Here is a 12,555-nt window from a genome sequence, read left to right as displayed (position 1 = left end):
AAGTCCGAATGTCCAGTACTGAAATGCATTTTATAGTATTCATTCACGTACGGGTTAGCTGTCAGGCCATCAGAGCTGCCGGGGCAATTGTACCGTGAACGTGCTACCCAGACCGGGCGTACTCTGTAGCGTAAGCCGCCCCTGATGCAGTTCGATGATGCGTCGGCAAATAGACAACCCAATACCAAAGCCCTCATAGTTACGCGATTGGTCGGTGCGGTAAAATAGGTCGAAAATACGCTCCTCTTCTTCGGGTGGAATCCCAATACCCTCGTCCCGAACGGCCAGCTGCACCCGCCGTTGGTCGTAGCTGATCTGCACCTCGGCCCGGTGGTCGGCCGAGTATTTGCAGGCATTGTCGAGCAGGTTGTAGACCACCCGTTTCAAGAGCGATTCGTTGCCCAGTACTTCGGTGTCGGCTTCGGCCTCTGGAAGGCGGAGGTATTGAACATCAACCTGGTACGTGGGGTAAGCCTGTAATAGTTCTTCCTGCGCGGCAAACACCACCTCATCAATCCGAACGGTCGAAATAAGCATCGACGAGCCATTTTCGAGGGTTCGGGCGAGCATCAGAAGGCTGTTGGTCAGCGCACTGAGCCGGTCGATGTCAGGCAGCATCGTTTGCAAAACGGCCCGGAGTTCGTCGGCCGACCGGGTTCGGCGTAGGGCCAGTTGCACGTCTGATTTGAGCGTAGCCAGGGGCGTTCGTAGCTCATGGCTGGCGTGCGACACAAAGCTGCGTTGCTGCTCAAAGGCCAGTTCGAGCCGGGCCAGTACCTGATTGAAGTTGACCGCCAACTGGTCGATCTCATCCTGCCGGCGTCCTTCGTCGAGTCGTTGGCGCAAATCCTGAGCCGTGATGGTCTGAATCTGCTGGTTGATCCGGGCAATGGGGCGCAACGACCGACCCGCGAAGAAAAACCCGAGCACCACCGTTACGCCGATACCCGCCAGCCAGCCCCAAAACAGCGTAAAAGCGAGATAGCGCAGTTTGCTCCGGCCAAACTGATCGTAGGCCGAGGCCATCACGGTATAGGCTTTGTCGCCCTGCCGAATCACCAGCCCAATCAGTTCGGCATCGCCCGTATGGCTCTCCCACTCGCCTTCTTCCCGAATCTGGGCCAGCCATTCGGGTTGGTAATGCGTAAGGGTGTCGTCGATACTGCTGTACACGAGCTGATCGGTTTGGTCGAACACCAGCACCTGCTCATTGACCAGCGCCGACACTTTGTTCTGGTCAATGATCTTGAGCAGGGGAATGTCTACCTCCTGCACCTCAATCAGGAGCCGGGCGGTGGTGCGGGCCTGCTGCTTGAGTCGGTCGTAAAACTCCTCCTCCCGGAAATCGGCCGAAATGATGTAGACCGTCAGCGAAAAAACGGTCAGGATAGAAGCTACGATAAACGAAAACTGCCCCGATATCTGGTTCCTGATGGTCATTCGATGGCCAGAACATAGCCCTGCCCCGACCGTGTATGGATCAGTTTGGGCGTGTAATCTTTGTCGATTTTCTTCCGCAGGTAATTGATGTACACCTCTACCACATTGGTGCCGGGATCGAACCGCAACTGCCACACGCGCTCGGTTAGTTCCTGCTTCGAGAGCACCCGGTCGGGGTTTTGAAGCATGTATTCGAGTAGCGAAAACTCCTTGGCTGTGAGCACAATCGTGTGCCCTCCGCGTAGTACCTGCCGGGTTTTGCGGTTCAAAGTCAGGTCGGCCAGTTGCAGTATTTCTTCGGGCTCATGTACCTCAGGCCGGGGAGCTGTCCGGCGGAGGCAGGTAGCCACCCGGGCGGTCAGCTCGCGCAGATCGAAGGGCTTCACCATGTAGTCGTCGGCCCCGCGCTCAAAGCCTTGCAACTTGTCTTCCACCTCGCCCAGAGCCGTCAGCATAATAACGAGTAATTGCTCATTGGCCGCCCGTAATTGGCGGCACACCTCGTAGCCGTTTATGCCGGGCAGGTTGATGTCCAGAATAACCAGATCGAACGGTTCTTCGAGGCTACGCTGCAAACCCGAGTCGCCATCGTAGGCAATGGCGGTTCGGTAGCCTTCGTCCATCAGGGTTTGGCTGATGTTGCGGGCCAGGCGCTGTTCGTCTTCAACAATCAGAATATTTTTCATGGGATGGATGGCGGGGCATCAGCTTCGGTGCCGGTGGCCCGGTTCGTAGATAAGCCGCAGAAATGAGCTGAGCCGCTGCTGATCGCGGTTGAACGGAATCCCGGTCACAATACCCACCAGCAACTGATCGGTAATGCCGACCCGCAACTGAGGGCGAGCCACCATTGTAAAACCCGATGCCTGAATCTCTTTGTTCAATTCGAGACCTACAAAATTGCGGGTGCCGGGTATCATGTAGTGTAGGTTGGTGTTGATGTCGAACTGGTGTTTCCACCCGTTCTGGGCAAAATAACGGGTAAAGCGTGGCCCTGTGTAGATGAGAGTATGAAACCGGTTACCCCACCGACGGGCCGCTACCAGAAACGGGTTAAACTGGTTGCCTTTGAGCCACGGACCGGTGGCCCACTGCCCATGGGTGTTTAGCTTAAGTTCATTAATGTAGCCCAGCGCGAGGGTGGTTTTATGGCGCTCCGACACGTAAAAAGACCATTGCACGGCCGTTTTCAGCCCGTCGAGCCCACTGCTGGGTGCCGATGGTCCCGGCTCCCGATTGGTAACCTGATGGAACGAGAAAGGTAGCTCTATTTCCATCCCCAGCCGGTTGGCGGGTGCCCACTCGTATTCGACGAGGGCCTGGTAGGTGTCGTAGCGCAGGTTGTCGGTGAGGCTGAGGCCCACGTTCCATTCGCGTTCACCTTTGCGCGCACCCAGGTCCCGAATCAGGTCAATGTAGAGGGGTTCCGCGTGGAGGACTTTGTCGGGCGTTTGGTGGTCCTGAACCTCGTCGATAAACAGGCTGTCGAGCTGGGTATCCGACAGGCGCAGGGTGTCGGCGGGGCTTTGCCCGTAGGCGGGTACACTAAGCCACCCGCTTGCCGTGAGGGCTACGAGGAATAGCCAATGTAAGGTAGTACGTATCATTCGTTGAGTTCGATGGATAGTTGGTAATTGGTTGAAATATAGGCCTAAATGCCGTTCTATTAGGCTAAAAGGTCTCCTACTGCGAGGGCAAAGGTAGTGCCACCCGCCCGGCCGGAGGCCCGCGATTCGATTAGAAAAAAATTATAAATCCGCCACCAACCCGATTCGGTAGATGGTGGATGGGAGGGGCTTTGAAAGGTGAAAGAGTGCGGACCCAATTCACTTTTTCGCTCTTTAAACCATGCTCCGCTCGTTTACTCCGGCCCTGCTGCTCTGCCTGGGCATTACCTCGGCTACATTGGCCCAGCCCAACCCCGCCCGGCCCGACCTGCGGCAGGGAGCCTACTTCGCCGAACCCGAAGCAGCCCGCCGATTGGCCGATACCGCCCGGACCTACACCTCGCGCGCGGCCTGGGAAAAACGGGCCGAACTTATCCGGCAAGGCATCCGCGACGGGATGGAGCTGCCTCAGAAACCCCAATTTGCCCCCCTCAAACCCATCCGGCACGGCAAACGGCAAATGGCGGGTTACACTGTAGAGAACGTAGCGTTTGAGAGCGTACCCGGCTACTTTGTAACGGGTAACCTGTACGTGCCCACCAACCTCAAGGGTAACCATCCGGTGGTGCTTTGCCCGCACGGCCATTCGGGCTCGCTCGAAGGCCGAACGCTCGAAACCGCCCAGCAACGGTGCGCTACGCTGGCCCGCATGGGGGCTATTGTCTTCGCCTATGACATGGCTGGTTATGGCGACGCTAAACAGTGTGAGCACAAGCTTCCCAAAACGCTTAAACTCCAGACGCTCAACAGTATTCGGGCGCTCGATTTCCTGCTGAGCCTGCCTAATACCGACCGCAAGCGGGTGGCCGTCACGGGTGAGTCGGGGGGCGGCACTCAAACGTTTCTGCTCACCGCGCTTGACCCTCGCGTTACGGTATCGGTGCCGGTGGTGATGGTGTCGGCTCATTTTTTCGGGGGATGCGCCTGCGAGAGTGGTATGCCTATTCATAAGCGCCCGACTCACGAGACCACCAATGCCGAAATTGCGGCCTTGGCAGCGCCCCGGCCTATGCTGCTGGTATCGGACGGGAAAGACTGGACGCGCAACACGCCCACCGTGGAGTTTCCGTATATGCAGGGCGTGTACCGGCTTTACGGGGCTGAGGGCAACGTGGCCAATGTGCACCTGCCCGACGAGGGACACGACTACGGCCCCAGCAAACGGGCGGCTGCCTACCGGTTTCTGGCCAAACACCTGAACCTGAACCTCGACCGGGTGCTCAAAAATGGGGAGGTCGATGAATCGCCCAATCAGATGCTCGACCGGGAGGCTTTGCGCGTATTTACGGCCGAGCACCCGCGTCCGGCCCAGGCTGTTGTCGGCAACGAGGCCGTGATGAGCCTTGTCGACCGGTAGGCCGTTCGACAAGGTCGTGCAACCATCTGCCAGCGGGAGAGTTTAGCGTGTATCGTATTCCATTCACTCACGTATGAAACGCTTACTTCTCACTCGCTGTAGCCTGGGGCTACTGGCTCTTGGGTGGCTTGCCAGTTGCCAGAGCATCAACCCGCAGCCGCCCAAACCCGAAGGTTTCGATAACGCGCTGATGCCCGCCAAATCGTATGTGGCGGGGCCGCTCGGTTTTGAACTGAGCGAGCTGGAAGACAAAATTAACAGCGAGCTCGACCCCGTGCTGGTGGGCAAACGCGACCCCGGCGGTAAAAAAGGCGGCCTGTTTCCGTTTCGGGTAGCCCGGTCGGGGCGGGTCAAGATCCTGTACGCCAACGGGCAACTACGGCTCTCGACACCCCTGCAACTCTGGATTGTCAAGCCGTTTAGCAATGATAAAACGCCACCCGAGCGGCCGTTTTGTTCGCTCGATGTTCGGTTTCAAAGCCCCCTGACCGTGACGCCCAACTGGCGGTTGGCGAGCCAGATCAAATTCACCGATTACGAATGGGTAATCAAACCCGAAATTCGGCTGTTGGGGCAGGAAATCTCCCTCGCCAATTTGGCCGAAGATATGCTCGAACGGTACAAGCCCGCCATTGAGTCGGCGGTCGATACGGCGATTTATAATGAGTTGCGGCTCGACAAGTTTGTGGCTCCAATCTGGAAAAATATTCAGAAACCGCTGCTCATCGACCGAACGTACGGCTTGTGGCTACTGCCCAAACCAGTAGCCGTAGAAGCCAGCCCGATTACGGGTAGTCGGACCGAGATTGTCTCGCACCTGCGCATCACCTTCGAGACAAAAACTAAGCTGAGCCTTCAGAAACCTGCATACGCGCCCACGGCGTTGCCCCGGTTGCAGAAACGGGATACGCTGTCGGAGGTGTCGGATTTGCGGCTGATGAGTGCCATTCCCTACGCCGATATTAACCGGGTGCTCGACAAAGCCCTGAGCGAAGACGCTAAAAAACTGGCGCTGGGTACGTTGCGGATAAAGAAAGTAACGGTTTACGGCGGGCAGCGGTCGCTGATTGTGAAAACGGATGTGAGTGGCCTGCTCAATGGAACGGTTTACCTGCGCGGGCGGCCCATGTTCGATACGCTCACCAACACGCTCATGATTCAGAATCTGGACTTCGATACCGGCACCGCCGACGTGATGCCGAAGCTGATTGGGTCGGTGATTCACAAAGGCATGGTAAAGCTCCTGTCGCAGATGCTGACCATCTCGCTGGGCGACGAAATTGCGCAGTTCCCGGCCAAAATAAGTCAGGCGTTCGATCGGGGTAAAGCCGCCAAAAAAACGGACCTGGCCATTGGCGAATTTCGGTTTCGCCCGGAACAGGTCGCCATTCGCCCCGACGAAATTCAGGCGCTCATCCGGGTACAGTCCCGAGTGGCCCTGCAAGTGCGGGAGTTGTAAGAGGTGGTCGGACCCGCCCCTTACAACTCCACATCGTTTACCGGATCGTTATGGTCTTGCCATCGGCTCCGAAGCCTTTAATGGTGAGTGACTTCCATTTTTTAGGGAGCTTCGTTTTGAGTTGCACGATACCGTTATCGGTAAGGTCGAGGCCACCAAAGCCGCTCAGTACCGCCTGTAGCATACCGCCTGCGCCTGTGGCGAAATACGGGTTGGTACCACCCGCTGTTTCGGCCAGCACCCCAAACGGCGGTACCTCGTTAGGTTTGTAGCTCTTCACAAACCACTCGTAGCCTTTTTCGGGGTCACCCATGCGGGTGTACAAAGTCGACAGCACCGACCAGCCCATGGCCGGGCCATCGGGTGCGTAGCGGGGGGCATAGTAGGCCAGGTCTTTCCGAACCTGAGCCGGGTCGTTGACAAGAGTGAGCGGGTAGGCCAGCAGGTTCACATCGGCCTGCTTGATGGGCACCCCATCGTACGTCCGGTTTTCTTTCGTGACACCATCCGGGAATTTCAGAATCGGAATCTGAGCCGCTACGGCATTCCAACGAGGGTTGGGTTCCAGACCCAGCTCCTGAGCGGCTTGCGTGGCAAAGCCCAGCACCGTTTTAGCCATGCCGTTGGTAAACGCGTTGTCGTCGATGTTTTCCTGCCACTCGTTGGCCCCGATCACGTTGTTGATGTGCAATTGTCCGTCAGTCCCTTTCTCGACCCGGCTCACCCAGAAATCGGCCACTTCTTTCAGCGTCGGATAACCCCGGGTGCGAAGCCACTCTTTGTCTTTCGTTACCTGATAGTATTTCCAGAACGACCAGCCTACACAACCCGTAATATGGTGCTGAAATGGCCCCGTCAAAGCCCAAACGGGTGTAGCCTCCTGCCCGTCGGCGTCAGATTCCCACGGGAACATGACGCCCGTGTAGCCGTGGCTAAAAGCATTCTGGCGGGCCATCGCCATCCGCTCAAAGCGGTATTCGAGTAACGATTTGGCCATCTGCGGTTTCAGCATCAGCAGGGCGGGGTACATCCAGAGTTCGGTGTCCCAGAATACGTGGCCATTGTATCCCAGCCCCGACAGGCCCATGGGCGAGAGGCTATAGGCCGTTCCCTCGCGGGCAAACGAGTACAGATGGTACAGGCCCGACCGCACGGCGCGCTGCGCATCGGGGTCGCCCTCGATCACAATGTCCGATTGCCAGAGTTTTTCCCACTCGGCATGGTGCCGGGCCAGAAGCCGCTCGCTGCGTTCGAGGGCGGCAAAAATGGTGAGTCGCTCGGCTTCGTTGTGAGCGTCGGCGGTATGGGCCGTTGAGGTCACCGAGCCAACTACCCCAAAGCGATAGGTTTCACCCGCTTTGAGCCGTTTTTTGAATTTGGCCAGGTGCATGTTGTAATCCCAGTCTTCATGAATCACGTCGGGTTCCTGCCTGTGCGGTTCGTTGAACAGAAAGCTGGTCGATGCCGCCACGGTATGCCGTCCGGTGGGGCTTTTGGCTACGGAGGTGAGCAGCCGGATGGTAACGTGAGGCCGGTCGATTTCCGAATAAAAATTCTTGACGTCTTTAAGATTCTCCGGCGATTCAATGACCGACATCGGGCTGATTTCGCAGTCTTTTTGGGCCGTGATTTCCACCATGGTCAGGGCCGAAAAGGGCAGGTGGCGCAGGGCCATCATCGTTTGCCGAACGCTCACCTTGTCTTTGTAATCGAAGGTAGTGGTGAGAGCCGCCTTCTGCATGTCGAGGGTTTGGCGGTAGTTGGCAATGTCGCGCGGGCCAATCCGGGTGCCGTCTACGTCGAGGTTCATGTTGGCAAAGTTGAACACCTTCAGGATGTTCGACACCCGCCCGCGCCCGTAGGTGTCGAATGCGCCGTTGAGGACCACGTCTTTAACCTTCATCGGCTCCGGCGACGACACCAGGCCGATCATGCCGTTGGCCACCGTAATGCCGTAATAATTAGCCGGGTTGATATTCTGCCCAACAAGCTGCCAGTCGGCATGGGTCGTTTGGGCCTGTAGCCCCGTTGCTACACCACAGCTAAGGGCCAGCAAAAGCAGTAGGTTCTTCATCATGTTGATGCCGTTGTAAAATAGGCGTCAAAAATACGCCTGTTTTACGACATCGGGGGCTAATTGGCCTGTGGAATGTAGCTTAGCTGGATCACAATCCCCTGCGCGCCGTTCTGGTTGTTTCGTTGCCAGCCGATAGCCAGCGGCAGGCTTTTTCGGGGAAATACTTCCAGCCCCAGAATAAGCTGCCCCATCTCGTGCCGCCCCGAAATCCAGTCGCCGATCAGATGCAGTTTTTCGTAGAAGATACCGGCGTCGAAACCGGCCTGAAAACCTACTTTGGCCCCTTCGCCCGTGAACCGTGGGTGGCTGGTGTAGGCCCCGGCTGCCCATTTGTAGTGCTCATCGTTGATGCTGCCCGCCAGGTTGGTATAGCCGTAGCCCACCAGCGCCGACCGCCCTTGTGCGGGTGTCAGGTTGACTCCGCCCTGCCCGCCAATGCCGATTCGCAGATTGTCGGTCAGGTCAAAAATCTTCTGGGCGTTCAGCAGGAGCAGCGGGGCGTAGGGTTGCTGGCTGCTGGTGTCGTTGCGTACAAACCGGCCGAGATCGGGCTGGTAGTTCACGTGGTACAGATTAACCCCGATTTCCCAGTTACGCCCCAGCCCGTATTCAAACGTAGTGCTCGAATGGAACAGGTCGGTGTAGTCGATCTGTTGCTGGATCATCACTTTTTTCTTTGCCGTAATTTCGGATTCCGATACGTTGAAGAACGTCTCCTGCGCATGGCACAGAACGGGCGTCAGGCAAAGGAAAATACCAGACAGATACGTGCGAAGAGAAAGCATACCGTTGAGCAGTTAAACCGGTCATAGAACTGGCAGACTGCAAAATGGTTTACTCCGGCCCGGCTGGAGTAACTGCATGGCCTGTGTGGTGCTTTTGGGGTAAAACACCGGGTTCTGAACGGCTGACCAGATACCCGGTGTTGGGTTCGTTACAGATTCATTCCGCCCGAGACCTCGATTCGCTGGGCGTTGATCCAGCGAGCCTCTTCGGTACACAGAAAGGCCACCACGCCCCCAATGTCGTCGGGGAGGCCAACTCGCCCTAGCGCTGTGATAGCGGCAACGTGTTTGTTGATGTCGGCGTTGTCCCGAACATGACCGCCACCGAAGTCTGTTTCGATGGCACCAGGTGCTACTACATTTACCGTAATACCACGTGACCCGAGCTCTTTGGCCATGTAGCGGCTTACTACCTCAATGGCTCCTTTCAGAGCGGCATAAACCGCATAGCCGGGCATCGAAAAGCGGGCTAATCCCGTCGAGATGTTGATGATCCGGCCACCATCGTTCAGTAGAGGAAGCAGCTTCTGAGTGAGAAAAAAGACCCCCTTGAAATGGATATTTGTCAGCAGATCGAACTCCGCTTCATCCGTGTTACCAATAGGTGTATGCCCGGCGATCCCAGCATTGTTGATGAGGAAGTCGAAGCGCTCTGCTCCGAACGTATCGTTTAAAAGGAGATCCAACTGCCCGACAAATGCATCGAAACTACTTACGTCGCCAGTGTTCAACTGCAGAGCCGCTGCTTTGAGGCCAAGTTGCTCGATTGCCGACACGACGGCTGTGGCTTCGTCCCGCTGACTGTTGTACGTCAGAATAACATGGATACCCTTTTGGGCCAGACTCATGGCCATATTCTTGCCCAGTCCCCGGCTACCTCCGGTCACTAAGGCGATTTTTGCGTTTACAGACATTAGACTGATCGGTTGATTACTATGTGTTTGGGTCAACGGACAGCGTTGAAAAAGCGTGAGTTCGTTAACGGCACAAAGTTGCCGCCGAATGCTGGCTGGCTGTTTGCGTGTATCAATCTGAAGTTTGCAAAAATCAAATTAGTCCAATCAGTCTCGGAAAGCCATGGGTGAAACGCTAGTCTGTTTGCGGAAAAAATTGGAAAAATGCGCGACCTCTTCGAAGCCAAGGCTGTAACTAATTTCCGAAACGCTCCAGTTAGTTTGTTTGAGCAGAATCTTGGCTTCCTGCGCAATCCGGCTACCAATTATATCGGTGGTTGTTTTTCCGGTTTGTTCTTTAAGCACCTTATTCAGGTGGTTTACATGCACGGCTAACTGTTGGGCGTAATCGTTAGCCGTACGCAGACGAACCTTTTGCTGAGTGGATTCAATGGGGAACTGGCGTTCGAGAAGTTCGATAAACAAAGAAGATATACGGGCCGAAGCCGTGTGTGTTGGGTAAAGTGAGGCAGCCGGTTGTAGTTTCTGCCCGTAGTGAATCAGCTCAAGCACATACGTTCGTAGCAGATCGTATTTGTAGGCGTAGTCCGACGCAATCTCTTTGTTCATTTTTCTGAAAATGAACGCAATCTCCTCGGCGTCGGCGTCGCTGAGCTGGAAAACAGGGTAGCCCCCCGGCAGAAAGATAGGCAGCTCATCCAGCACAACGCCACTTTTGGCCTGCACCATAAACTCGTCGGTAAATACACAGAAAAACCCCGACTGATGCTCATCCTGCGGTACATAGTGGTACGGAATTTTGGGCGAAGCAAACAGCAGGGCGTTCTTGTCGATTTCGATCACCTTATCGGCATACTCGGCCCGATTACGTCCACGAATAAGGCTGATTTTATAATATGTCCGCCGGTTGTAAGGCATCTGCATCGCATGTTTTCGGGCGTTTATAGCGGCCAAATCCGCGATGTTGAACACATTAAAGTGACCAATCTCTTTATTGATGCCGGCAGGCATCAGGGCTGCGGTATCTCGGTAAAAATCGTCGAGCGTCGTGATGTTCATGCTGGTTGCTTGTAAAATTCAAATATAGCACCAAGGCATGGGTATAAACATCAGGGAACCCACGTAAGCTCCACAACGAGTGCTTTTGAGCCCTTGGGGTCGTTCGGGATTTGTAAGCCGAGGGAAATGGGGAAGTGGGGAGTTGGGTAGTAAACGGCACCCAGTACGGCCACACCCAGGTCATGGTTACCCAGAATCCAGTCGCCCATGAGGTGGGCTTTGTGATGAACCAGCGCAATATCGGCCCCGAACATAACACCTTCCCGTTTGCCCTCGCCCAGGTAGTCGGCGTTACCTGCGTACAGCCCTCCATTGAGCCGCACCCGCTCGTGGGCCGAGGTGTAAGCTACGTTGGCATAACTAAACTGTGCGTAGTGCGACTTCTGATTGGGCGTAAGGTTGAGGCCTTGCTGGGTACCCAAACCCATTTTCCAGTGCTCATTGAAGTTAATTCCCTTCTGGGCATTGAGCAGCAGAAGCGGAGCCAGCGAATGGCCGTCGAACTGATCGTTCCGAATGAATCGGTGATCGGCTTTGGAGTAGTCGGCACCCAGGAGATTCAGACCGACTTCCCAGTTTTTCGGAAGCCCATAATCGAGGGTGGTATTGGCCTGCACGATGCCGCTAAAATTGATCTGCTGCTGAACAAACAGCTTGTGCGGGGTAGTAATATCAGACGATGGTACGTTGAAAAGGCTTTGCTGAGCGTGCAGGGTACCCGGAGCAATCCCCAGAACGAACACCGAGAGAAGCAAACCGAACAGCGAGAGACGTTGCATGGAATAAACGCAGCTTTGTGTAAAAACGAACAGCCTCACCCTGTATGAAGGTGAGGCTGCGCGAAAGGTACTATCAAAAAATCAGACCGACCCGGCTCGTTGGGGCTGTCGGTGATGATTTAATTCCATTTTTACTTCTGCGCCACGGCGCCCTTACGGGTGCGGGCGGTCGGGTGAGCGCCGTGGCAGGGGAGGGGTACGTGTTCTGTAGAGGTGTTCTATCCTGATAGCTACCCGACGATGTAATTATCCTGCTCGAGCGAGCTTTATCTTTAAAGGAGCATTATTTTGTTTTTGTTGAAAATTTTGTAATTTTATGATTAGTTAATTTAATTATTTGTAATTTTTAATATAAAAAAACCACATGATTTTTAAAATTGGTAATTGGGCTTCATTCGAAGACGAGAGAGGACAAAAGGAAAAGGGTATTTTAAAGCAAAAAATTTCTCTCTCCAATACAGGGAGATGTTTGGAGAAATACATTTATCGAGTGTTAAAGAACGGCCAGCCGAAAGAAGAAACATCCAGTTCAATAAGCGGCATACTACTCAGTACAGAACCTTCTATTGTAGAAATACTGAATGAGTTAGGATTTGAGCGGATAGATAACTGGACATTCAAAATGGGTAAATGGACTTTGTCATGGTCTAACAAGGAAGTTAGTATTCTTGTAGGAGGTCAAACACCGTCTCAACTACCAATGGCTAGTCGCCCTGTATTTTTAACTGACGAAATCATTGAACCCGTAGAAGTATCGTATGTACACGAGGTTCAAAACATCATGAATAATCATTAAACAGCTATGATGAAGAGAGGCCTAACGGGGCAGTAGTTGGCTATCCGTTAGGCCCTTTTCTGTTAAAACGGCAACTCATTTTTATCATCCCTACCTGTCTTGAACCCCTGAAAGTGAGCCAGTGAAAAATAGAGCAAAAATCTTAATTTTCACGGTAAACAAAAGGGAAATGAAAGCAAACCGATTCACCGAATCGCAAATGGTGGCCATCCTCAAACAGCA

The 12,555-nt window shown here is 54.7% G+C and carries 11 protein-coding genes; 3 read left to right on the top strand and 8 right to left on the bottom strand.

The window, feature by feature from the left end; all coding sequences use genetic code 11:
- Positions 1-69: 69 nt before the first annotated feature.
- Genes F5984_RS04875 through F5984_RS04865 form a run of 3 tightly spaced genes read right to left on the bottom strand, consistent with a single transcriptional unit; the run spans position 70 to position 3,047 of the window.
- Entirely contained in the window at positions 70-1,440 is a 1,371-nt protein-coding gene (locus F5984_RS04875; protein WP_152123188.1) for a sensor histidine kinase, read from the bottom strand.
- Positions 1,437-2,126: a response regulator transcription factor gene (locus tag F5984_RS04870; RefSeq protein ID WP_152123187.1), complete on the bottom strand. Its 690-nt coding sequence runs from the start codon at positions 2,124-2,126 to the stop codon at positions 1,437-1,439. The genes F5984_RS04875 and F5984_RS04870 overlap by 4 nt, the downstream gene beginning before the upstream one ends.
- A gap of 18 nt (positions 2,127-2,144) precedes the next feature.
- Positions 2,145-3,047, bottom strand: a complete 903-nt coding sequence (locus F5984_RS04865) for an HAEPLYID family protein (RefSeq protein WP_152123186.1) — start codon at positions 3,045-3,047, stop codon at positions 2,145-2,147.
- 241 nt (positions 3,048-3,288) lie between these two features.
- Here F5984_RS04865 and F5984_RS04860 point away from each other — a divergent pair, with 241 nt between their 5' ends.
- Complete coding sequence (locus tag F5984_RS04860) at positions 3,289-4,464, top strand: alpha/beta hydrolase family protein (RefSeq protein ID WP_152123185.1); 1,176 nt, start codon at positions 3,289-3,291, stop codon at positions 4,462-4,464.
- Positions 4,465-4,537: 73 nt separating this feature from the next.
- Positions 4,538-5,923, top strand: a complete 1,386-nt coding sequence (locus tag F5984_RS04855) for a DUF4403 family protein (RefSeq protein ID WP_152123184.1) — start codon at positions 4,538-4,540, stop codon at positions 5,921-5,923.
- A 37-nt stretch (positions 5,924-5,960) separates the two neighbouring features.
- Here F5984_RS04855 and F5984_RS04850 read toward each other — a convergent pair whose 3' ends face one another.
- The 5 genes from F5984_RS04850 to F5984_RS04830 form a co-directional block, all read right to left on the bottom strand.
- Entirely contained in the window at positions 5,961-7,997 is a 2,037-nt protein-coding gene (locus tag F5984_RS04850) for a glycosyl hydrolase family 95 catalytic domain-containing protein (protein WP_152123844.1), read from the bottom strand.
- 59 nt (positions 7,998-8,056) lie between these two features.
- Entirely contained in the window at positions 8,057-8,785 is a 729-nt protein-coding gene (locus tag F5984_RS04845) for a hypothetical protein (protein ID WP_152123183.1), read from the bottom strand.
- A gap of 149 nt (positions 8,786-8,934) precedes the next feature.
- Entirely contained in the window at positions 8,935-9,699 is a 765-nt protein-coding gene (locus F5984_RS04840) for an SDR family oxidoreductase (RefSeq protein ID WP_152123182.1), read from the bottom strand.
- Between the two features lie 147 nt (positions 9,700-9,846).
- Complete coding sequence (locus F5984_RS04835; RefSeq protein WP_152123181.1) at positions 9,847-10,758, bottom strand: helix-turn-helix transcriptional regulator; 912 nt, start codon at positions 10,756-10,758, stop codon at positions 9,847-9,849.
- Positions 10,759-10,808: 50 nt separating this feature from the next.
- Entirely contained in the window at positions 10,809-11,537 is a 729-nt protein-coding gene (locus F5984_RS04830; protein ID WP_152123180.1) for a hypothetical protein, read from the bottom strand.
- A gap of 364 nt (positions 11,538-11,901) precedes the next feature.
- Between F5984_RS04830 and F5984_RS04825 the strand changes: the two genes are divergently transcribed.
- The gene (locus F5984_RS04825; RefSeq protein WP_152123179.1) at positions 11,902-12,333 is read left to right on the top strand and encodes a hypothetical protein; all 432 of its coding nucleotides are present in this window, start codon (positions 11,902-11,904) and stop codon (positions 12,331-12,333) included.
- The last annotated feature ends 222 nt before the right edge of the window (positions 12,334-12,555 follow it).

Source organism: Rudanella paleaurantiibacter (assembly GCF_009184635.1).
Classification (GTDB): Bacteria; Bacteroidota; Bacteroidia; order Cytophagales; family Spirosomataceae; genus Rudanella; species Rudanella paleaurantiibacter.
The sequence above is the reverse complement of the archived record's forward strand: the minus strand, read 5'-3'. Positions and strand labels throughout refer to the sequence as shown.